At 42.2% G+C, this 22,523-nt stretch carries 19 protein-coding genes and 1 pseudogene; 11 read left to right on the top strand and 9 right to left on the bottom strand.

Annotated elements, in window-relative coordinates:
• Positions 1-90 precede the first annotated feature (90 nt).
• Both CEX98_RS20955 and CEX98_RS20960 read right to left on the bottom strand, forming a co-directional pair.
• Positions 91-1,020 (bottom strand): porin, encoded by a 930-nt coding sequence (locus tag CEX98_RS20955; RefSeq protein ID WP_099643938.1) that lies wholly within the window; start codon positions 1,018-1,020, stop codon positions 91-93.
• A 148-nt stretch (positions 1,021-1,168) separates the two neighbouring features.
• Entirely contained in the window at positions 1,169-2,014 is an 846-nt protein-coding gene (locus CEX98_RS20960; protein ID WP_099643939.1) for a LysR family transcriptional regulator, read from the bottom strand.
• 87 nt (positions 2,015-2,101) lie between these two features.
• Between CEX98_RS20960 and maoP the strand changes: the two genes are divergently transcribed.
• Positions 2,102-2,473 (top strand): DUF413 domain-containing protein, encoded by a 372-nt coding sequence (gene maoP, locus CEX98_RS20965; protein ID WP_099643940.1) that lies wholly within the window; start codon positions 2,102-2,104, stop codon positions 2,471-2,473.
• Between the two features lie 211 nt (positions 2,474-2,684).
• Positions 2,685-3,919 (top strand): annotated as a pseudogene (locus tag CEX98_RS20970) (GGDEF domain-containing response regulator).
• On the opposite strand, the gene rarD reads toward CEX98_RS20970, so the two are convergent.
• Complete coding sequence (gene rarD / locus CEX98_RS20975) at positions 3,908-4,798, bottom strand: EamA family transporter RarD (RefSeq protein ID WP_099643941.1); 891 nt, start codon at positions 4,796-4,798, stop codon at positions 3,908-3,910. The pseudogene CEX98_RS20970 and the gene rarD sit on opposite strands and share 12 nt — an antisense overlap.
• Before the next feature lie 202 nt (positions 4,799-5,000).
• Between rarD and recQ the strand changes: the two genes are divergently transcribed.
• From recQ to CEX98_RS20995, 4 genes are all read left to right on the top strand, one after another.
• Positions 5,001-6,815, top strand: coding sequence for a DNA helicase RecQ (gene recQ, locus CEX98_RS20980; RefSeq protein ID WP_099643942.1), 1,815 nt, complete (start codon positions 5,001-5,003; stop codon positions 6,813-6,815).
• On the top strand, positions 6,816-7,103 hold the full coding sequence (locus CEX98_RS20985) for a DUF3630 family protein (RefSeq protein ID WP_099643943.1): 288 nt from the start codon (positions 6,816-6,818) through the stop codon (positions 7,101-7,103). It begins immediately after the preceding gene.
• 112 nt (positions 7,104-7,215) lie between these two features.
• Entirely contained in the window at positions 7,216-8,922 is a 1,707-nt protein-coding gene (locus CEX98_RS20990) for a POTRA domain-containing protein (protein WP_431520169.1), read from the top strand.
• Between the two features lie 57 nt (positions 8,923-8,979).
• Complete coding sequence (locus CEX98_RS20995) at positions 8,980-9,543, top strand: mechanosensitive ion channel domain-containing protein (protein ID WP_099643944.1); 564 nt, start codon at positions 8,980-8,982, stop codon at positions 9,541-9,543.
• On the opposite strand, the gene CEX98_RS21000 is transcribed toward CEX98_RS20995, so the two are convergent.
• The 3 genes from CEX98_RS21000 to CEX98_RS21010 are packed head-to-tail and all read right to left on the bottom strand — an operon-like array spanning position 9,533 to position 11,884.
• Complete coding sequence (locus CEX98_RS21000) at positions 9,533-10,561, bottom strand: succinylglutamate desuccinylase/aspartoacylase family protein (protein ID WP_099643945.1); 1,029 nt, start codon at positions 10,559-10,561, stop codon at positions 9,533-9,535. The two genes, CEX98_RS20995 and CEX98_RS21000, sit on opposite strands and share 11 nt — an antisense overlap.
• Entirely contained in the window at positions 10,548-11,453 is a 906-nt protein-coding gene (gene rimK / locus CEX98_RS21005) for a 30S ribosomal protein S6--L-glutamate ligase (RefSeq protein ID WP_099643946.1), read from the bottom strand. Before rimK ends, CEX98_RS21000 begins: the two co-directional genes overlap by 14 nt.
• Positions 11,450-11,884 (bottom strand): ATP-dependent zinc protease family protein, encoded by a 435-nt coding sequence (locus CEX98_RS21010; RefSeq protein WP_099643947.1) that lies wholly within the window; start codon positions 11,882-11,884, stop codon positions 11,450-11,452. The genes rimK and CEX98_RS21010 overlap by 4 nt, the downstream gene beginning before the upstream one ends.
• Positions 11,885-12,160: 276 nt before the next feature.
• On the opposite strand from CEX98_RS21010, the gene CEX98_RS21015 reads away from it, so the two are divergent.
• Positions 12,161-13,126, top strand: coding sequence for a zinc transporter ZntB (locus CEX98_RS21015; RefSeq protein ID WP_099643948.1), 966 nt, complete (start codon positions 12,161-12,163; stop codon positions 13,124-13,126).
• Between the two features lie 231 nt (positions 13,127-13,357).
• Here CEX98_RS21015 and CEX98_RS21020 read toward each other — a convergent pair whose 3' ends face one another.
• Positions 13,358-15,391 (bottom strand): PKD domain-containing protein, encoded by a 2,034-nt coding sequence (locus CEX98_RS21020; RefSeq protein WP_099643949.1) that lies wholly within the window; start codon positions 15,389-15,391, stop codon positions 13,358-13,360.
• Positions 15,391-18,558, bottom strand: coding sequence for a S8 family serine peptidase (locus tag CEX98_RS23510; protein ID WP_099643950.1), 3,168 nt, complete (start codon positions 18,556-18,558; stop codon positions 15,391-15,393). Before CEX98_RS23510 ends, CEX98_RS21020 begins: the two co-directional genes overlap by 1 nt.
• A 611-nt stretch (positions 18,559-19,169) precedes the next feature.
• Between CEX98_RS23510 and CEX98_RS22785 the strand changes: the two genes are divergently transcribed.
• From CEX98_RS22785 to CEX98_RS21040, 4 genes are read left to right on the top strand one after another with little or no spacing between them, the layout of a single operon-like run.
• Positions 19,170-19,571, top strand: a complete 402-nt coding sequence (locus tag CEX98_RS22785; RefSeq protein WP_143484365.1) for a DUF3019 domain-containing protein — start codon at positions 19,170-19,172, stop codon at positions 19,569-19,571.
• Complete coding sequence (locus tag CEX98_RS21030) at positions 19,568-20,392, top strand: MipA/OmpV family protein (protein ID WP_172439821.1); 825 nt, start codon at positions 19,568-19,570, stop codon at positions 20,390-20,392. Before CEX98_RS22785 ends, CEX98_RS21030 begins: the two co-directional genes overlap by 4 nt.
• Before the next feature lie 20 nt (positions 20,393-20,412).
• Positions 20,413-21,102: a response regulator transcription factor gene (locus tag CEX98_RS21035; RefSeq protein WP_172439822.1), complete on the top strand. Its 690-nt coding sequence runs from the start codon at positions 20,413-20,415 to the stop codon at positions 21,100-21,102.
• Entirely contained in the window at positions 21,103-22,314 is a 1,212-nt protein-coding gene (locus CEX98_RS21040; RefSeq protein WP_099643953.1) for a sensor histidine kinase, read from the top strand.
• Between the two features lie 6 nt (positions 22,315-22,320).
• Here CEX98_RS21040 and CEX98_RS21045 read toward each other — a convergent pair.
• On the bottom strand, positions 22,321-22,523 hold a 203-nt coding region (locus CEX98_RS21045), incomplete at its 5' end, for an FKBP-type peptidyl-prolyl cis-trans isomerase (RefSeq protein WP_172439823.1).

The following is a 22,523-nucleotide window of genomic DNA, read 5'->3' on the forward strand; positions in this document are numbered from 1 at the left end:
CAAAAAAGAACCAACAAGTTCAATATACAAACAAAAACACCCGCTTTTGGCGGGTGTTTTGCTGTTTTAACCTTGGATAGAATCTATAAATTAAAACTTATACTCTATACCTAGGCCTAAATAATCTTTCTCTACTTGGTTATCTGCGTCATATGTAGAGTAGAAACCATAAACCTTAGCATTTTTAGCAAGTTTGTAATCAACACCTACAGAAACACCATCTACTTTATCACCCGCGTCAAAATCAATAACTTGATACTGAGCCTTTAATGTTGCATTACCTAACTTATAAGCAGCACTGAGTAGATAGCCATCAGCCTCTGCACTACCATCTACTTTTTCTTGAGTCTGATACATAGCGCCTAGTTTAAAGTCAGCTACTTTACCCTGAACCGTAAAACGAACGGTGTCATAGCCGTTCACTTCACTATCGGCCGCAATCGCTGCATAAATAGTTGACTCTTTTAAACCAGCATCACCGTATGTTAGCGCTGTAGAAAAGCCGTTCTCACCTTCTTCGCTGTCTTCAGCAATAAAGCTACCTAAAACTTTAAAGCCATTAAAGCTAGGTGACTTATATGAGATTGAATCGCCTAATCGGTTTTCACCTTTAAACAATACCTTAATATCACCTTCAAGATCATTGAATTGGTCAATCTTACCTTGAGACTGTTTTAGGGCTGTGTCGTTACGACCGATAACCACTTCACCAAAGTTGCCTTTTAAGCCTACATATTGGTTACGCGCTGTAATGTTATCTTTGTCACCTTTTGAGTCGGCGTCAGAAACATCAACTTGAAACTCTAGTTTGTAGATAACCTCTAATCCAGAGTCTAGCTTCTCTGCACCTTTGAAACCAAAGCGAGATGCATTACTCTTAATTTCAGTAACCGAACCCGCACCATCATCAGAAGATTGTACCGATACATTCGCCTTACCATAAACATCTACTTCAGCATTAGCTTGAAAAGTGAATGCACTTAGTAATGATAGTGCCAAAGCAGTCTTAGTTAGTTTCATGTGTATTTCCTCAATATCGCAACACGTATTTTCAAAACACGCGCAGTTTGACACTGGTAAATGACAAAAATATTACACATAAAATATTTCTGAAAATAAAATGACACCCAAGCTTAAGAAATACGTCACAAAAGGTTCATTATCAATTTCACTTCACCGCACCGAGTAAGTTTACGATGGTTTCTATTTGCTCCAGCTGATCATTGTCTTTATGGTAGGCAACAAAGATTTCTCGAGAGTTACTCTCAACATCATTTACTTGGAATAATCGGCCAGCTTCTATTGACTCTAAAGCCAAGGCTTCTGGTACGAATGCCGAGCCCCCACATTGTAAAATTAAATCCAGCGCAATTCTTCCTGTACTCGTTCTAAAGTAAGGTGGCGTTGCACCGGTAAACTGCTTAGCATGCCATAAGGAAAAAGCAGTTCCCCAATCTACGTACACATATTGATTATCAAAAAAATCTTCTTTGGAGACCGTATCAAAAGTGCTGACTGGGATAATGGCTAAATCACTTATCGGTTTAACCACCAGCTCATCTACTTTTGGGGGATCAAACAGAACAGCAAGATCTAACGTTCTTTCTAACAACAAACGTGTGCTTTCTTGCTGTGCTTTAACTTCAGCCACAAGCGACACACCTGGCATGGCTGAAACGATATGATTGATTCCAAATTGTAAGAAAGCATCCCAAATATTCGCCGTGCCACTTAATGACAGTTGCTTATGCATGTTATTAGCCAGCGCCACATCGACTTTAGCTCGCTGCATTCCTGTCAAAATCATTTTCGCATGTGGCAGTAGCCTCTCACCGGGTGCCGTCAATTGAATATTGTTGCGCTGACGAATGAATAGATTCACTCCAAGGCTTTGTTCCAACTGGCGGATCCTAAAGCTTACAGCTGACTGGGTGATATATAGATTTTCAGCCGCACGACCAAAATGACGGGTCTTTACGACTTCGACAAAAGTTTTTAATAGATCTATGTCCATTTTTCTTCCTGACGATAAAAATTACTCGTTTAAAAAATGTTGAAACTTGGTCCATACTCCAGCCAGATAACCTTAGAGGACTCAGTTATGGATCATAATTTAGCGACTTTGAAAAATGCCTTTGCAAGCAACAGAGCCTTTTATGATGACGCCAACTTCCCTAGAGGATTTGGACGCAGTGGCCACTTCACGTTACAAGAAGCTGAAATTCTTGAACGCTGCGGTGCCACCTTAAGAAGCTTATACAGCAAAGCCGAAGAACCTCAAAACAGTTTCCAATCGCAATTTGTACAAGTGATGGATGGATTGATCCCACCGACAAACGCTGTAGAAAAAGCTTGGACCAAATATTTGAAGCATACTACGTGTAAAACAAAGTTTCATACGCTATTTGGTCGCTCCAAAGTGCAAAATGATGGTAGCGTCGTTATTCCCGTTGATATAGACGACGAGCTGTAAAAGTTTATACCTCACTACATATTGGACACTGGCGATTTTGTTGTTGGTGTCCACTTCCCCCAAAACTCAGCTTGTCATTGATAGGACTGAGTCTTATCAATGATATCCCTCATCTTTTCTTATGATTGTAGCTACCTTTCTTCACACAAGCATTGCAATTCAAGCCAGTTGGGTTAAGAATTAGTAAAACAGGAAATGATTGGCGAAGGTTGTGTTACGGAAAATCTTGATCATTGAAGATACTCCTACGATTGCAAAGGTACAAAAGCATATTGCGACTTCGGTGGGATACCATGTAGATATAGCAGAGTCATTGGCTGAAGCAAAAAAGCTATTAGCACAGAATACCTATTTTTGCGCTGTGGTAGACTTTGTTCTCCCTGATGCCCCCCTTGGGCAAGCCATTCCGTGCACAGTTAAAGCCGACATTCCGACCATCGTTATGACGGGAAACCTTGAGAGTCAAACACGCTCAATTGTTGAACAGTATCCAATCATTGATTACATCACTAAAGAAAACAAACAAGCCTACCACTATTTAAGACGCCAATTAGAACGCTTACCCAGAAACGAAAATGTACGAGTGCTGGTTGTCGACGATTCTATTTCTTCTCGGCACTATATTTCAGCCTTACTCAACAGACATAAATACCAAGTTTTAGAGGCTTGTGATGGCATAGAAGCATTAGAGGTATTAAAAGAGAATAGTGATATCTCAGTCATTATAACCGATAGTGAAATGCCGAATATGCGAGGAGAAGAGCTGTGTATAGAAATAAGACGACTATATACTGACGATGACAAAGCAATTATCGGTATATCTGGCGTTGAAACTGCCAACCTATCGACACGCTTTTTAAAAAATGGCGCAAACGATTATCTAAGAAAACCCTTTAACGCAGAAGAGTTTTACTGTCGCCTTAGTCAAAACGTCGATATGCTAGAACATATTCAAACCATTCGCAGACAAGCAAACACTGACTATTTAACTGGGCTACCTAATCGTCGCTACTTTTTTGATACCGTAAAGAAAAGCTTGAGAGTCAGGCATAAAAAAGAACTCTGTGGTTTGATTGCTATGGTCGATATCGACATTTTAAACAAGTAAATGATAGGTATGGCCATGAAGGAGGAGACGCGGTACTTGAGTCGATAGGTAAAGCCTTCGCAGACTATTTTCCTGACGACTTGGTTGCTCGCTTAGGTGGAGAAGAGTTTGCAATTTACTTTAAAGACACAGCTATCACAAATTGTAAGGAAAAGCTTGAGCGCTTTAGAGCATACCTAGAGCAAGACAGCAATGAGCTTACAACGCAGAATATTCCATTTACGGTGTCTATCGGGCTAGCCGAGCAAATAACCTCGGATATCGAAAGCTTGATAAAGCAAGCAGATGAGCGTCTTTATCAAGCAAAAGATTTAGGAAGAAACCGCTTAGTTTGCTAAGCGCTTTCTTCTATCACGATATGAATCTAAGCTAAACATCACCAGTGCTCCCCAGATAAACGCAAAGGTAACGGCTCGCTCCGCATCAAATGCTTCGCCATAAAATACCACTGCGAGCAAAAACATCAAACTTGGGCCAATATACTGAAAAAATCCAAGGGTAGTGTAAGGTATCCGCTTAGCCGCAGCAGTAAAACACAATAGCGGCAATGTAGTGATCACACCTGCACTGATCAACAAAGCATTGGTATACCAATCATTATTGAAAAGATTACTGGTTGTGCTGGGCTCTACCCACCACCAGTATGTTAATGCGATAGGTGTAAGAATAAGCGCTTCAATTAGTAAGCCTGGTAATGACTCGACCGCCAAAGTCTTACGCAGTAACCCGTAAATCGCAAAAGATCCAGCCAGTGAAAAAGCAATAACGGGGAAAGAGCCAAAGCTAATCAACTGCAATACAACGCCTATTATCGCCAACAATACGGCAAACTTTTGCGCGGCTCTTAGCCTTTCAGATAAAAACAACATCCCCAGTAAAACATTGAGCAGCGGGTTAATGTAATAGCCAAGACTTGCATCTAACATATAGCCATTATTTACCGACCAAATAAACAATCCCCAGTTAAACCCGAGCAACAATGCAGTTACGGTAAGCATCGCCAATAGTTTCGGATTGCCAACAATCGCCTTAATTTTAGGCCATTGTTGTTTTGCCAAAACAATAAGCGCAATAAAAAACACAGACCACACCACTCGGTGAATTAGAATTTCTATCGCATCTACATGTACCAGCTGTTTGAAATAAATCGGGGCAAGCCCCCACATTAAAAAGGCAAGCACAGCAAACAAATGGCCCTTTTTCTGTTCTTCTATCACGAGTATTTAACCTTGGTAGGAGGAAGTAAGAGGTCAATCATTATACTTTGTATAGACGATAACAGCGATGAAAGTTCGATGAATTAACGATATTTCGAGCAAATAATGTGTAGCAGTGCTCACTGCTTAAAACTTGCTCAAGCCGACTCTATGGAGATAAAAAGCAAAGACAAGGCTCAAAAAAAGCTCTAAAATAGCGAGGATGGAAACCCTCGTAAGCACTCCGGTTAACGACCCTCATACGGTACTGAAAGAGATATTCGGTTACAGTACCTTTCGACATGGTCAACTCGATATTATTCAGTCTAGCTTAGCTGGTCAGGATACCCTTGTTTTACTGCCAACCGGCGGGGGAAAATCGCTATGCTACCAAGTCCCTGCTGTTCTTCTCGATGGTATCACCATTGTTATTTCCCCCCTTATTTCTTTGATGCAAGACCAAGTCGCTCAATTAAAAGCGCAAGGCATTGCTGCGGAATACATTAATAACAGTGTGGCTTGGGAGCAGCAAAGGGAAATCTATGATGCACTATATCAAGGGCAACTTAAGCTGCTTTATGTTGCCCCTGAAAAGGCATTGCAGCGCGACTTTATTGAGCGGATCTCTGGATGTAATATTAGCTTATTTGCCATAGATGAAGCACACTGTGTATCTCACTGGGGCCATGACTTTAGGCCACATTACTTTCGCCTTAAAGAGTTACGACAGTATTTCCCAAATGTCCCAATGATGGCCCTAACCGCAACGGCTGATTTAGCCACGCGAAAAGACATCGTACAGCAATTGGGCATGTGCGATCCGTTTATTTATACCGGCAGCTTCGACAGACCAAATATTCGCTACACCATAGAAGAAAAGTTTAAACCATTATCCCAATTGATCCGCTATCTCAAAGAACAAAAGGGTCAAAGTGGGATCGTCTACTGTGGCAGTAGAAAGCGCGTAGACGATATTGCCGAACGATTGATTGATGCAGGATTCAATGCTGCAGGCTATCACGCGGGACTCGATAACGATCAGCGCCAATTCGTACAAAATCGATTTGCCCGCGATGATATTCAAATCGTTGTCGCAACCGTTGCATTTGGTATGGGGATCAATAAACCTAATGTTCGCTTTGTTGTCCATTACGACATTCCCAAGAGCGTTGAGGCCTATTATCAAGAAACTGGACGCGCTGGACGAGATGGCTTGGCAGCTGAAGCTGTAATGTATTTTGACCCTGCAGACATTCCAAGAGTCCGACGCTTTTTTGAGGATATTCCAGACGAGCAGCGTCGCAGAGTCGAAGAACAACGCTTTCAAGCTATGTCTAGCTTTGCTGAGGCACAAACTTGCCGACGTCAAATACTGCTCAATTATTTTAGCGAGTACCAGCGCGAGGCATGCGGTAACTGCGATATTTGCTTAAATCCTCCCAAGCGGTTTGATGGTACTTTAGTTGCTCAGCAGGCGTTATCCTGCGTATATCGAGCTGAACAGCGTTTTGGTATTGGCTACATTGTGGATATTCTACGCGGTGCAAATACGGCAAGAATCCGAGAACACAATCATCATACCCTTTCCACTTACGGAATAGGTAAAGCGCATAGTAATGAGTTCTGGCTTAGTATCCTACGTCAACTTATCCATCATGGTTTATTAAACCAAGATATAACGCAAGGTGCGACCTTAAGACTTACCGAAGCTGCCCGAGCGGTACTAAAAGGTGAATATGTCTTGCAACTAGCAGAGCCTAGGCTCGTTGCTAAGCATGTATACCAAGATAAGCTCGCACAGTTTAATTATGACAAAAAGTTGTTTGCCAAACTTCGTGCACTCAGAAAGCAACTGGCCGATGAGGACGATGTACCGCCATATGTGGTCTTTAACGACCGAACGCTGGCTGAAATGGCGCAAAAAACACCAACCAACGACAGTGAGTTTTTACAAGTGTCAGGGGTGGGGTTCACTAAGTTGAGTAAGTATGGGGCTCCGTTTATGCAGTTAATTAGAAATTATTTGGAAAGAGACTAAATGACCACACTCACTTTGGATACGCCACATGAGGTTATTATCATACACAGTGAAATTACCCCTCCGGATGATGAGTTTGAGCTTTGGGGCCAAATATTTTTACATCAAGACGCTATCCAGTTACTTGAATTTTCAGCAGGTGCAGATAGACACCAATGGCGTTTTTCATTTGAGCAATGCTACTTCAATTTAAATTTTGAACACTATAGTGACAGTATTTGGATAGCACCAGATGGCGTCGACGCCTTAGATTTACTGCCTTCTCTGCATAAAACCCTTACTTATTAAGTCCACATAAAGCTATTTAAGTCTATAAATATTATTACTTTTGTTGCAGATTCAAAGCAAGTTGCGACAATTTAATCCATACTAAAGGAATATTAGACTTAAAGGCTTAGTGATGAAATTGAAGAGGATCTCTTGCAGTAGCTTAGTGTTAGTGTGCGGCTTTAATACCAGCGTTCAAGCTGAAAATGTACCTGTGGCTGACTTTAATAACAGCTGCGGTAATAACCGAGTTGAAACACCAAGCGACAAGAATCTCTCTCGCCAGCTCGATGTCAAACAAAACTATCCAGAGCCTGCCAAAGGCAAAAAGGTCATTGACATCACACTCAAACAGCTCAATGTCTTTGATACTGATAAACCAGATGAGAATAATGCCCTCTTTCGCTTTGCCAATCGATACCATATTCAGACTAAGCCTGAAGTCTTAAAAAGCGTTTTACTATTTAAAGAAGGGGATGTGTATAATCCCCGAAAACTAAGTGAATCAGAACGACTGCTTCGCAACCAGTCTTACCTTTATGACGCTCGGATCTATGCAACAGAGAATTGCGATGGTGACGTTTTAGTGACCGTTATCACTCGAGATCTCTGGACCTTACTGCCAGATCTCAGTTTTAGTCGCAGCGGTGGCGAGAACACCTCAAGAATAGGATTTCGCGAAAGTAATTTATTTGGCTGGGGAAAGCGCCTTTCATTCACTCACATTAAAGAGGTCGACCGTTCCGGATATCAATTTGTTTACGACGATCCAAATATTTTAAACTCCAGATACCGCGGTCGAATTGAGTATTCAGACAATGACGATGGTGAGCGACATTACATTGACGTCAGTTACCCATTTTTCGCGACGGATACACCCTACAGTTATGGCTTCACAAACTACTCAGATAAACGAGAAGAGCCCATCTACTCAGAGGGTGAAACCATCTCTGAATTTAGCCAGTCAACTGACGTTACTCAAGTTTACTTTGGGCATTCCAAACCCCTATCGGGCAGTTGGACACGTCGCTTAATGACCGGCATTAGACACGAACAACATACATTTAGAGAGATTAGTGATACTACGCTGCCTATCGCACAAGATAGAACACTGACCTACCCATATGTTCAAGCCCAGTGGTTTGAAGATTCCTATGTAAAAGTTCGTAATTTCGACTCTATCTATCGTACGGAAGATCTAAATTTAGGCTGGAATATAAATGCATTATTTGGATACTCAGCTGAGTCCTGGAGCGATGATAGCGAGCGGCTGGTTTATTCTTTTTCGGCAAATACTGCGCACTACACCTCAGATCATAGTTTATGGCGCTTTTACTTCGACCTGAGTGGCAACTGGAATAAAGATACCGATAAAACCGAAAACCTCATTGCAAAAACGACCTTCCAATATTATTTAAATACAAGCTTATATGAATCTTGGTTTCTTAACGCCAGCTATACCTACGGCAATAACCTCACGTTAGATAACCAAATAACACTGGGAGGAGAGACGGGTCTACGCGGCTACCCCATTAAGTATCAGCAAGGTAGTCGAAGTATGCTACTCAATATAGAGAAGCGCTACTACTGGGAATATGATCTATGGCACTTATTTAAAGTGGGCGGCGCTGCCTTTTTTGATGTTGGTCGTGCCTATCACTCTCACTTACCTATCAAAGCGAATGAATCGGTACTCAAAAATGTTGGTATAGGATTGCGCTTAGCCCCTAGCAGAGCAAATTCAGATATTATGGTACACATTGATTTAGCGGCCCCAATAAATGGTCCTGAAAATGTTGATAGCATGCAATGGTTATTGACCGTAAAAAATCGCTTTTAACGGTGTCGCCAAGAGATAAACATGATATAAAGCAAAAAAATTTCTAAGGACACCATTTTGCATTTATTAGATTTCGCTCTCAGTCAATACAAACTGATTGTCACCTTAGTTGCGCTCCTATCCTTTCCGTTTCTGATTAAAGCATGCTGTAAGCTGCTAGAGAAAGTCACTCGCGGGAAAATAGATTCCCACAGAAAGCAGCGCGCTGATTTACTTGTTCGAGTGCTTGTCGCCTTTATTTTTATCTGTTTTATGTTGGTGTTTTGGGGCATAGAACTTAGAGGTTTGCTGGTTATTGGCTCATCACTCTTTGCAATGCTTGGCGTAGCGATGTTTGCAGGTTGGTCTTTACTGTCTAACCTTACGTCATTTTTGCTCATGTTTATACAAAACGACTACCGTGTTGGCAATTGGGTTAGAATTGTCGATGGCGCTAACTTTGTTGAAGGTTGTATTGTCGAAATGGGCCTAATGAGCGTTGTTTTACGCCATGTTGAAGGACACAAAGTCGTATATCCCAATAACCTGTTTGTCACTCGCCCTGTACTGGTATTGAGTCAAGAACCTCAAAAACTAAAGCAACCACCAGCCCCAAGGCGTACGCTAGGCCCTAAGAAATAGGGCCTATATCATCAATAAATGTCTCTAACTGTTGCTCAACAATACTATTGGCATGAGCAAAATAAGCAATATGAAATACCGCGTCTCCCTCATTAACCAGTGGTAGCATCTGTTGGCCAATAACAATACCGCTACGAGGCGCCATAACGGCTTCTTCACTTTGCCCTAATGGACTATCAATGTATGCGAGTATTTGGCCTTTTGAGACGCGTTCACCCAAGTTTACTTGCGCGCGAACTATGCCATCTACATCAGCTCGCACCCAACTAGTTGCAGCCGCAATCACAGCATCATGGCGCTGTTTTCTGCGCCGACCTCGTAGCATATTCAGCCTACGCATCACATTTTCAACGCCTTGTAACCCTGCCGCGATAGCAAGCGAATCGAACCGAAGTGCTTCTCCTGCTTCATAAGTGATCACGGGGATGTCCAAACCCGCAGCCTCGCTCCTCAAAGAGCCGTTTCGTAGACGCGCATCAATTGCCACAGGTGTGCCAAACGCCATCGCCATTTCTTTGGTCATCTCACAAGATAAATCGCCACGGATCTGGGGTAAGTTAGAGCGATGAATCGCACCAGTATGTAAATCGATAATATGTGTCGACTTTTTTACCACCTGATCAAAAAACATATGCGCCATTCTGGCACCTAATGAGCCTTGTTCTGAACCTGGAAAACAACGATTAAGATCTCGTCTATCTGGCAGATAGCGCGACTTATGGATAAAACCAAAAATATTAACAATAGGGACTGCTATCAATGTCCCTCGCAAGGTGGCCGCATCCACCTTGCTCAGTAACTGGCGTACCACTTCTACACCATTTAGCTCGTCACCATGAATTGCTGCACACACCAAAAGCACAGGTCCCGCTTCGGCACCATTAACAACTTCAATCGGAATGGTCATTGGTGTGTGCGTATAAAGCTTGGCAACTTCTAACTGTACAGTTTGCCTTTCAGCTACACCGACTCGTGCATCCAGTAAAGTAAAAGGTTGATTGATCTTAACCTTTGCCACGTGTCGCAGTCCTTTTAGCCGCTGCATTTTTCTCTATAAAAGAAATGATCATGCTAGCAATATCTTTACCCGTCGCTTTCTCTATTCCCTCAAGACCCGGAGAAGAGTTAACTTCCATCACTAAAGGACCACGCTCCGAGCGCAGCAAGTCAACCCCCGCAACGTTGAGACCCATCGCCTTCGCTGCAGCAATTGCAGTGCGACGCTCTTCCGGAGAGATTTTCACCAATGTTGCAGAGCCACCTCTATGCAGGTTAGAGCGGAACTCCCCTTCTTGTGCTTGTCGCTTCATTGCCGCAATGACACGATCACCGATAACAAAGCAGCGAATATCTGCACCACCCGCTTCTTTGATGTATTCCTGCACCATAATATTGGCTTTGAGGCCCATAAAGGCTTCAATCACGCTTTCTGCCGCTTTACGAGTCTCAGCTAATACAACTCCAATACCTTGTGTCCCTTCCAGTAGCTTGATAACTACGGGTGTACCACCAACCATTTCAAGTAGGTCTTTAACATCATCTGGTTTGCTTGCAAAGCCTGTGATCGGCATCCCCACACCTTTTCGTGACAGTAACTGTAAAGAACGTAACTTGTCTCTTGAGCGAGTGATCGCAACCGATTCATTTAACGGATAAACGCCCATCATTTCGAACTGCCTTAGCACAGCGCAGCCGTAAAACGTAACCGAAGCACCGATCCGCGGAACTATCGCGTCAAATCCGCTGAGCTGCTGCCCCTTAAAATGGATCTCTGGTTCACTACTGTTAATGTTCATATAGCAACGTAACGCGTCGATAACCGCAACTTCATGCCCGCGCTGCTGTGCAGCCTCAATAAGGCGGCGTGTTGAGTATAAAGATTGATTCCTTGAAAGAATGCCAATTTTCATAATTTATCCGTTTTATTACTTAAGTATGAGTGCTCTGGGTCAACAAGAATACGACCGCGCATAGCGGTACGGCCCAGTAACATCCTAAATTTCATGGTTTCTCTGTTGCTTAACGTAATTTCAATAGGCCAAGCTTGAGTGCCAATATGTAAATTTGTTTCGATGACGTAGCGAAGCTCTTTATGACCGCCAGAGTCAGTTACAACTCGTTCATCCACTACTTTTGCTTCGCTGCATACTTCGTAGTCAGTGTCATCTTGTTTGGGGTGGATCCAAAACCTTACCCAAAGCGTATCGTCTGCAGCCTTAAAAGATTCTACCTTAAAGGCATGCAGGCAAGAGGTTCTAGCGCCGGTATCTATTTTCGCTTTGATTTTTTCTATACCTAGCTCGGGTAAGGAAAGCCACTCTCTCCAACCAACTGTGATCATATTATGCTCTTGTTTAAAATGAGTTCGGACTTATACGCTGAATCAAGTCACTTGAAAAACAAAATAAATTTATCCTAAAGATAAAAGTGCTCTGTTGAGCAAATTCCCTTAACTTAAAGTAACACCCATTGGGTATTTTTCAAGCTACACTTCTGTATTGAGTTAACTAAAACTCAGATTTCAAACAATTTATTTCATCGCCAAGATGTTTAAATGAATTTGAAAAATAAATTATCTATGTCAGTCTTGAAACGAACTTTTTATTAGGAATAAACAATGACTGGATTACTCCATGCGTTTGTACTTAACGGTCAAGGTGGTGGCAAACTCCTTGGCGATATCACCGAAGTAAAGTCAGTAATTCACAAAGAACTACTCTGGCTCCATTTTGATTATAGCTTTGATGAAACCATTGAGTGGTTAAAACAACAAACGTTTTTGGACGAATGGGAAAGGCAAGCGCTCACTGCAGACGAGACTAGGCCAAGAACCGTATCTGGTGATGAAGGTTTGCTGATCTTCTTGCGGGGCGTCAACCTGAATCCCAAACAAAGTCCAGAAGACATGGTTTCTATTCGCTGTTTTGCAAACGATAAGCTACTTATTACATGTCGTAAACGTCATATTATGTCTGCGCAAGATATGCTGGCATTACTTAAAAAAGGTCAAGGCGCAAAGAGCATAGGTGAGTTAGTCTCAACCTTAGTCATGCGCCTCTCTGTGCGCATGCAGGATATAATCTGGCAGATAGAAGAGCAGCTTGATGGGTTTGAAGATGCCATGGAAAGTAGTGAACAGCTGCCTAACTATCAACAGCTTTCAACACTCAGAAGGCAAACAATTGGGTTGAAACGCTACCTCAAGCCACAAAAACTTGCGATTAACGAACTACTCGCAACCAAAGTGCCATGGTTAGATGAAGATCATCAACACATGATTGAAGAGGCAAATAATGCCCTTAGTCGCTATATAGAAGAACTAGAAGCAGCTATTGAACGTGCTCAAGTTATTCAAAATGCGATCACTAACCATCAAAACGAACAGCTCAACCAACGAATGTATGTAATGTCTGTTGTTGCTGCGTTATTTTTGCCGTTAGGATTCTTAACCGGTTTACTCGGAGTAAATATCGGGGGGATCCCAGGTACTGAGTGGGCCGGAGCATTTACTTTATTCGTGGTGTTGTTGGTGGTAATAACCGTTGGTATTGGTGTTTACTTTAAACATAAAGGGTGGTTATAAGCGGTTTTAATACTTATCGTTCATATCGCTTTTACTCCCACTTTTTAGGGCCTGAGCTTTGGATAATTAAGAAGAACTACCTGAGAACAGATGCATGAATGATGGAGGTACTCAGGCAAAGCCTCAATAACATTGCCACCTAGCCACTATTCAATAAATGAATAAACGAAAAAAGGAAGAGGTGACCTCTTCCTTTACTCAACAAAACAACATTGGTTAGCTATGTTACGTTTATTTTTTACTTCTACGAGCAAATAATAAGCCGACTAAAGCGAATAGCATGTAGCCAAATGAACCACCGCTACTACTTTTCTGAACTTCAGGCTCTGCTGGTGGAGTTGTCGTAGTTACCTTCTCATTAACAGTAACAGTGACGGTCATCGTGTCGCTATGTTCACCGTCAGAAACTTCTAAAGTAAACTCATGAGTTCCAGCAGAAAGGTTCGAAGCATTAGCAACAGCTTCATCTGCATTACTAATTTCTCCCGGACCACTCCAACTGTACGTAAGGCTATCACCATCAGGATCCATAGACGATGTACCGTCTAATGTCACCATGTCGCCCTCAGTCACTGTCATTTCTGTTTCTGATACTTTTGCCACTGGCGCATCAGAACTTGGAGTTACTGTTAACATGAAACTAGTGCTCACTTTATCACCAGCATTTTTGCTATCAGCTACCGTAACAGTCACTTCAGTTGTACCGTGGAAGTTTGGCTCTGGAATGATATCAATTTCGCCACCAAACGCAGTGTTACTAACTTGGGCAGAAATATTATCCCCACTTACGCTAATCACATTAGGCGTACTGTTAGCATCAGAAACCGCAACTAATAAGCTCTCAAGTTTACCATCTTCTTCAACCATCTGGTCAGGAATAGAGCCAATCTTAAGGTTGCTAGGCACGTTCAAGCTATACTCAAGCGTTGTTGTGTCTGAGCCATCGGCATCAATCGTAGTCACAATGTTTTGGTTCGAGCCAGCTGAATCAATTTTTGCCTGTACCTCATAGCTAACGACAAATTGAGTCGACTCTGGACCTACGTAATCCCAACACACTGCAAAGTTATCTTTAACTTTAGAGCCAAGGTCGTTATAAGCGTAAGTTCTTCCTATATAATCAAAGACTGGACCATAGGTATCACGAGGACCAGTAAATGCTTGGATACCAATCGCACCATATTCATCACCATTTAAGTTGATGTTGTCGTAAGCCATAATGATTTCATAATCACCATCATTAAAGCTGTAACCAAGGTCATAAATTAACTCAAAGTCAACTGAATCACCGCGGCTTACTTGCACCATTTGACCTTGTTCTGGATCCCACATTTCGTCTGAACGTGAGCCATTATCCCACTCAATAAGGACTTTATTATCAGCATAAGCGACTGTAACGCCAGAGTTTGTTTCGTCGTAAGGACTTGGGTTAAATGGTACATACTGACGACCCATATCAAATATTTGTCCATCAGCAATACCACCTCTGTTCATCACACCCACTTGTAAATGAGGGAAGTTGAAATATGGATATGGAAGTGCAAACCCCATAAAGTCAGGTAAGTCATCAAGTTGTATGTAACCTATCGGGTTTACTCTGATAATAGGCGTCTTTTCATATGCACCATTATTATACATGGTAATTACAGCATCAGGTCCATACGCTTCTCGAATATCAAAATCTTGAACATCTCTATAGCCGCCACCGAAAGTAGGTTGTAAACCAAAGTCGAGTAGATTGATGTAGTTTCCTTCACCTTGACCGTAGTTTGGAACCTTACACATGGCATCATTATCACTCGTTGTGACCTTGTAATCTGGTGCCCAATCTCGTGAATTCTCTTGCGTACCTGAAAGTGTGAAGCCGTTTTCATTTTCTTCAACAACACCAGCATCAGAGCGCGAGAGTTTTACTGAGCCTGGCACTAATTTCAAGTGTTCAGGAACTACCACGTCCATGGTAAAGTTACGGTCATAACCTAGTGTATTCTCAACAACATGCGTGTTTACAGTGATAATATCACCCGCTCGGGCAGTGGTTCTATCACTCGTCATACTGAACTCGTCGCGACCACGCATAAACTTGGTTGCCACAGTATCAATATTGCTTACGGTATCGGCATCAGTACCGAACAGTATCGCACCGTAATAAATATCACCATCAACCGCATCAGGGAAGTGATAGTCTATAGATAGCTCTACAGGGCTAAGACCATCATGTTGCACAGGCCCTTCAACGTGAATATCTGAACTTGGTGTCTTCATTACGACTGCACTGGTATACTCAAAGTATCCCAATGCTCATCTGGGTCCCAGTTTCTGCCCGCGTTATCTAACACGACCCAATAAGTGCCAGCTTCTGGATTATCAATATTACAGTAATCTAATTGCACTTCACTCGTAGATGCACAAATCGCTTCTTCATCCCATTGTGGAATGCCATCACCATTTAAGTCGATACCTACATAAACATCTAAATTACCAGCTAATAAAGGTAATAAGTCGGTATCTGTACTTGAGTCAGTACGTGCAAGTGTTTCAACTATTAAGCGTGCAGCTCCCTCTGGAACGTCAATGGTAAAGAACTCGTCGTCCTCTTTAAGCTCTTTTAAGTGTTCAAACGTTCCCTCAGTATTTTGTAGCAGGGTAACAACTTGTTTTTCTGCTTTCACTGGGACTGTTGCAATATAGCTTGCGTCATTAACCTGCGGCAAATCAACATTGTTGAGCGTGTACTTACCTGAATCTCTATGCATCTCAACATTGATATTGTCAGGCAGTTGGCCGTTGTCATATTTAAACGCTACTGGCCAATAAGCTGTAGGAATTTCTGGGTTGTCTGATACTAATTCAACATCAGCCCATACTTCCTGCTCGGCATTCATTTCAACAGCTTGAGAATCTACAATTTCAGCTGTGATAGCGATCGTTTGTGTTTCTCCGGCTTTCAGACTGAACGAAGAAGGGTAAGCACTTAACTTAACACTGTATTCTGATGTTGTTGTTTCAATATTCCAGTTGCCATCACGTGTTGCCGTCACTTCACGTACCCAAGTACATGGGCTCTTACAGTTCAGATTAACCAGTTCAGGTAAGTTCAAACGAGTTGGCATCCCCCCATTGTTTGGATCTGCAGCAGAGAAGTTTTCTACCGTTTCATCCATAACAAGGCCAGTGTTGATAGCATTGGCAACATTAATTCGGCCAGAACCAGCACGGTAATTGCCAAAGTCCTCTAAAGGCGACCATAGGTCTTTACGCCCTTCAACAACACGATCTGCTGTCATTTGGAGTGCTGAATTAATTTTCGCTGCGCTCCAATCTGGGTGCGCTTCTTTGATTAGCGCTAATGCACCTGCTACATGCGGTGATGCCATTGAAGTACCACTCAAGAAAGCCCAATCGGTCGACTGAGGTGCGCTTTTGAATGGCTGGTCATCAGCACTGGCCGCATAGATGTCAACACCCGGTGCCGTCACTGATGGTACAAGGTGCTCAGGGTTGTAAGGAGCAGGACCACGGGAAGAGAAGTCAGCTAGATGATCTTGCTGCGTAGGATCTACATTACGAACCGCAAGTCCTTCCGTAATCGTAGCCATATGACCAGTACCACTAGAAAGCCAAGGCAATAAGCTGTAGTTCCAATCCTCTGCGGAAATGTGAATACCAGGAATGACGTACGCATCATTGACGACTTCAGCCTCTGGAGTGCCTTCATAGCTAAAAGCAGTATTGTAGAGGATCATGCCGCCGCCGCTACCAGCTTGAACATTGACCGCTTTTGCTACCCTTGCTACCTCACCGCGCTTACACACAACAATGTCGTCTGCATTAAATGTCCCTACCGGAAAAGGTTCAGCACACAGTTCATCACCAAAGTCTGCGGCCATAACAATATTACCAGTAATTTCACCGGATATACTGCCACCAAGAATCTCAGCAGGCGCAGTAGTATCTCCACCACTAAACGCTGTGAGACTCTTACCTTCAACATCTAGTGTACGACCTGTTGTCGATGCTGCAACAGTCATCAACCAAGGAGAGGTGTTATCAATATAACCGAAGATTTCTTGAGAACCATCGGTGCCTGAGTTACCAGCAGATGCCGCAACTAGAATACCCGCTTTATGCGCATTCAAAAATGCTTGCTGCGTTGGAGATTGCCAAGGGTCGCTACCAGCAGAACTACCAATGGAGAAGTTGATGACATCTACGCCGATTTCAATTGAATCTTCTATCGCGGCAACCAAGGCATCACTTGGACAACCAGACCAACGACCTTCACCGCTATAACATACTTGGAACGCAACGATATTCGCATGAGGTGCGACCCCTGACACTTGACTGAAACGAAACCCAGTTTCAATACCATCACCTTCAACTTCGCCTGTGGATTGCAAGGATGGAACGTCATGCATTACGTTACCAGCAAGTGTTGATGCGGTATGTGAACCATGCCCATCATAGTCTTCACCGAAACGAGGACGAACTTCTTGTAGCTCCATCCATTCTTGCCAGTTAGGACCTTGGTATTCTCGAGCAGAGTACTGATCAGTGATAATGTCGTAACTAAAAACACCGATTAGCTTGTCGTTACAGCGGTCAGCAAATTCAGCTTCTAAGCAGTCGCCTGCATAATTTCCTGCTCCCCATGGGTTGGTAACGGTATAGCCATCATCACCAGTGGGTGAAAAGCTTGCGTGATCGGTATTGATACCAGTATCGATCACAGCTGCTATAATATCCTTCCCCTTGTACGGGGTAGCTGATACTGTCTCACCTTGCCACACCTTATTAGCGCCAATTATACTGGGACCAATATCGGTATTTAGTTGCAGTATTTGTCGACGCGTTATCTTTTTTACTGAGCCAAGCTTTGCAAGCCGCATTGCTTCTTGTTGCGTCATTTCTGTAACAAAGCCATTCAGCGCCTTGTTAAAACGTTGAGTAGTAATTAGTTGTCTGCCGATTAACTGCGTTGCATTTGCTAATACTTGATCCTGCTTACGATTAATTTCGCTGACGATAGACGCAATTTGAGGGGATTTTAATGACTGTCCTTTTAATGAACTGGTGTTAAGCACTCCTAAACGTGAACTTTGTGGATTCTGTAACACTCTTTGTTGATACTCAGTCAACACCGTATTATCCACCAGCTCAACAATGTAAGTTTGTACTCCATTTACGTTAGGTTCTGGTTGGAACTTATTGCTAACCTTTTTGTTGCCTAACTGAACATTCACTCCTGAATTTTGCTTAACTCTATTCGACGTTTTGAACGACTCAACTGTACGTTGTGAACTTTGTTGTGGAACCAGTTGCTTGAGCTTTGGTATCGCCTGATGTTCTATTGATGAGCTGGGTACTGATGCAGCAATACCGCTGGTGTATAGTGCAGCCAGCGTAGCCACTGTAATGGATTTAAGCTTCACGCTTCCTCCCCTCTTATAATTGTTGGTTATAGGTTATAACTTTATGCCTGTCAGCGTCACACTCTACACATGACACTTTTTTACAGTCAATTGACAAAAATCGGGAAACCTAGCAGCTCAACGCCGTCTAAAAATCACACTACTATGAATTTTATAGCCTTTCTGCAATTTTCTTGATGTAACAAACTGATACATAGTTCTCACCTGCAACCATTGCAATAAACAAAACAAACAAAACTATTCAGATGTCACAAAATGATACATATTTATAATGATTTATGTGCGATAAAAGAGGAGTGAAACGAAGGCTAGCTCCTTAGGGTACTTCGGTTCGAAGCCTAATAATTAAAAAGAGAGATTGGCATGTCAGTTTCGGGAGTTTCCATTTCTACTACTCACATACCACTCATGTTAGCTTTGCGGTCTAAAAATCAAACAGGGAGTGTCTTTCTACCCTACACAGCTATACTTTAGTTAGTAGTTAGGTAGAAGCATTTAACAATTTATATTATCTGTAATGAGCGATGAAAATTGATAATACAAGTTGCTAAAACTACATCAATTATATACTAACTACATGGGTCAACCTGCTGTTGTTTCTGGAGGGTCAGATGCACATTTTACATAGAGCAACTCAGATGTTTCTATTGAGTACATGCTCCTTTACTACCTTTGCTGAAGGCGAAAAGCACAAGTTTATTGACTTCACCATTTCCCCCTCTATCTGCATCGTAGAACAATCTAAACAGTGTGAATTTGACTTTGCCTTCGATTGGACACATAGGTCACCAACGCGGTCCTGTTTACTTAACTCTACACAAGGCTCATCGTTAGTATGTATGGACACACCAGCAATGGAATATAGTCATACTCAAAACATGAGCTTGGTGGAAAGTACTTTATTTAGTGTCAAAGATTTACACTCTGAAAGCCAAATAAATAAAGAAGTACTAGTACAAGAGCTAGGGAAAGACGTTAGAGCGTTAAAACGCAAGCTTTGGAGTGTATTTTGAGTCTAGCCACGTTATGCCATTATATTAGATGTGCGCTTTGTGCTTTGCCAATTTGGTTCATACCTACACAAGCCTCAGCAGAGCAATCAAGTGACTATATCGAGACAAACAACTGGGTGCTGGCTACCAGCATTGGATTTGGTAAAGCACAGACAAGCCAGACAGACAGAGAAGACCTGCCACTATACATAGTGCCCGACATCCGTTATTACGGCAAAACAGTTACATTACAGAATACTTCTATCGGCTTTGCTTTCAAACAAACGCCATCGTACCAGCTTGAACTCATTGGTAGACAAAACTACGATGGACTAAGCTTCTATGGCAGCGGTAGAGCACTTCAAGCTGCTTTTAGGTTTAACTCGAAGTTTGACCCTCCAATAGAGATAGAGCCAAGAAGAAGATCAATGTCTTATCTAGCAGGGCTCGGCTTCAGTGCATTCTTTGAAGAGTCTTTAGTTGAGTTAGATGTAGCCAAGGATATTTCTAATGTACATCATGGGTATGAAACTAGGTTAACTTACTCTAGATACTATAGTTGGGATAATTGGCACTTTATGTCGAAGCTACGTGTAGCGCATAAAAGTGATAATTTAATCGATTATTACTACGGCCCAGAAAAAAATAATATCGAGCTACATGGCAGCAATATTAGCTATAAATTTGAAGTACAACTTTCTCGAGAGTTGAATGACAGCCTGTGGATTGTTTCTGCCTATTCTGCTGAACTACTATCTACTGCCGCTAGAAGCAGCACATACTCAAAAGATGCGCCTCTGATAACTTATTTTATTGGATTTAAATGGTTTTACAAACCATAACCCCTGTCTGGAGCTCCTCTATGTTTAAAATATTGCTGATAGAAGATGATGTCAGGCTAGCCGGTGCTATAAAAAACTTACTTAGTCGCTATGAGTTTTATGTTGAACATTTTAGCGATGGTGTTGGTGTTGAACAGCAACTAAGCGTTCAACACTTCGATGTGATTCTATGCGATGTTATGCTTCCTGGTGTTGATGGCTATGAATTGGTCGAATCATTAAAGCACCTACATCAAGGGAAAATCGTTTTTTTATCTGCACTAACCGATACCGAGCATCAGTTAAAAGGTTATGAATTAGGCGCTGTAGACTACTTAACTAAACCAATCGAAGCACCTTTACTGCTGGCAAAAATGCGAGCATTAACCAAACCACCTTTACCTACTCCCAATAAGCTGGAAGAAAACGAGATCTCTATCGGTAAGGTACGCTTGAATCACAACGCTAAATCTATAGAGCTAGCCAGTACAGAAATATTAATTCCAGATAAAGAATTTGAACTACTTTGGATATTTGCGCAGCACAAAAATGAGGTGCTTAATCGCGAGCAGTTATTTAAAGCTCTCGTGGGACGTGAATTTGATGGGTTAGACAGAATTGTTGATGTCAGGATCAGCAGACTAAGGAAGCGTCTAGATAGTTACAAAAAGTGTGGTATCAGTATCCGTACGGTTTGGGGTAAAGGCTATATGCTGATGGCGAGGTCTTGAGTGCTCATACGTTTCACACTTTATTATATTCTAGTGCTTATCCTCATTCTCAGCGGTGTTTTTATTGCTGATCAATGGTATCAACGCTCTTCAAGCCAATCTCAAAACAGGTTATTAATCGAACTCAGCGAAGCACTTTGTAACGACCTTGATTGTAACACCAAACAACAATTAAGTCGTCGAGTGAGCGTTTACCCATATACAGCTCTGGCTATAAATGCGCAAACTGTAAAAACTGCAGACGGTTATGAGCTGATGACGACTTCAGACGATAAGCGACATTGGCTTTACATCATTCCCCCTGATAAGAAAAGAGTCTTTAGAGTTGACACAACACAAGAGAGCGACGGACTAAAAGTGTATACAGGGGTATTTTATTTTATCTTAGCCTTAGCATTATTTCTGTTAACGTTACCGTTTTTTATCGCTTTTTTTCGAATTAAAGCCTCAGCGGAATACTTTGCAGTAACACGAGATCAGTCGGTATGGCTTAATAAAAAGTCATTTTTGTTCCAATCTATATTTGACGCCATGGCATATATGTCATCTCGACTAACTCATGCTATTGCGCTGCAAAGAGAGCTATCTAATACACTAAGCCATGAGGCACGTACAATTATTTCACGTATCAAGTTAACACTTAGCAGCTTAGATATACCACAACATGAAATTATGCTTTTCGAGCAGGATTTAAATGAGCTTGAGATTTTAAGCGATGAATTCCTCCGTCTATCTAAATACGAACATGAAATTTTACCAGATATAGTCAACATCAATATTGCTCAGATGCTACAGGAACTAGTCACTCCCTACAGAAGATTTAGTACGAAACAAGTCAGTATTTATTGTGAGGAGCGTTTTGTAGTCCAGTCCGACGAACGCTTGCTGCGTTGGGCAATCAGAAACCTAATTGATAATGGAATAAAATACGCTGAGTCAGAAGTCATCATTAGAGTATGTGGTAGCAATAATGATTGGCAGTTTACAATTGAAGATAACGGACCTGGCGTTAGCTACACCAAAATTCAGGAATTATTTCTACCATTTTGTCGCCCAGACAATTCTATTAAGAAAGGCTATGGCTACGGGTTAGCAATCGTAATGAAAGCCACAGAATTATTACAGGGCGACATAAGTATAAGACCAGCGAAAGAGCTAAACGGCAGTTGTTTTGTTCTGCGCTTTACAAACGGCCAAGCGGATCACAGTTAAGCACAATCAGATTTCCGCGCTTTTGACTTTTAGCAGCTCTACTTCAAAAACCAGTGTTGAGTATGGTGGAATCGTGCCCGTACCTTTAGCGCCATAGCCTATCTCATGTGGAAGTACTAACTGATATTTCCCACCCTCGTGCATTAGTTGTAATCCCTCTTGCCACCCATCAATCACACTATTGAGTGGAAATACAAGCCCCTCAGGGC

The organism is Pseudoalteromonas piscicida (genome assembly GCF_002744175.1).
GTDB classification, from domain to species: Bacteria; Pseudomonadota; Gammaproteobacteria; order Enterobacterales; family Alteromonadaceae; genus Pseudoalteromonas; species Pseudoalteromonas piscicida_B.

What these genes read in the sequence shown, in the direction of transcription:
- CEX98_RS20955 (WP_099643938.1), bottom strand. Translation starts at nt 1,020, where the DNA reads ATGAAACTAACTAAGACTGCTTTGGCACTATCATTACTAAGTGCATTC.
- CEX98_RS20960 (WP_099643939.1), bottom strand. Translation starts at nt 2,014, where the DNA reads ATGGACATAGATCTATTAAAAACTTTTGTCGAAGTCGTAAAGACCCGT.
- maoP (WP_099643940.1), top strand. Translation starts at nt 2,102, where the DNA reads ATGGATCATAATTTAGCGACTTTGAAAAATGCCTTTGCAAGCAACAGA.
- recQ (WP_099643942.1), top strand. Translation starts at nt 5,001, where the DNA reads ATGGAAACCCTCGTAAGCACTCCGGTTAACGACCCTCATACGGTACTG.
- CEX98_RS20985 (WP_099643943.1), top strand. Translation starts at nt 6,816, where the DNA reads ATGACCACACTCACTTTGGATACGCCACATGAGGTTATTATCATACAC.
- CEX98_RS20990 (WP_431520169.1), top strand. Translation starts at nt 7,216, where the DNA reads ATGAAATTGAAGAGGATCTCTTGCAGTAGCTTAGTGTTAGTGTGCGGC.
- rimK (WP_099643946.1), bottom strand. Translation starts at nt 11,453, where the DNA reads ATGAAAATTGGCATTCTTTCAAGGAATCAATCTTTATACTCAACACGC.
- CEX98_RS21010 (WP_099643947.1), bottom strand. Translation starts at nt 11,884, where the DNA reads ATGATCACAGTTGGTTGGAGAGAGTGGCTTTCCTTACCCGAGCTAGGT.
- CEX98_RS21015 (WP_099643948.1), top strand. Translation starts at nt 12,161, where the DNA reads ATGACTGGATTACTCCATGCGTTTGTACTTAACGGTCAAGGTGGTGGC.
- CEX98_RS21020 (WP_099643949.1), bottom strand. Translation starts at nt 15,391, where the DNA reads ATGAAGACACCAAGTTCAGATATTCACGTTGAAGGGCCTGTGCAACAT.
- CEX98_RS22785 (WP_143484365.1), top strand. Translation starts at nt 19,170, where the DNA reads ATGCACATTTTACATAGAGCAACTCAGATGTTTCTATTGAGTACATGC.
- CEX98_RS21035 (WP_172439822.1), top strand. Translation starts at nt 20,413, where the DNA reads ATGTTTAAAATATTGCTGATAGAAGATGATGTCAGGCTAGCCGGTGCT.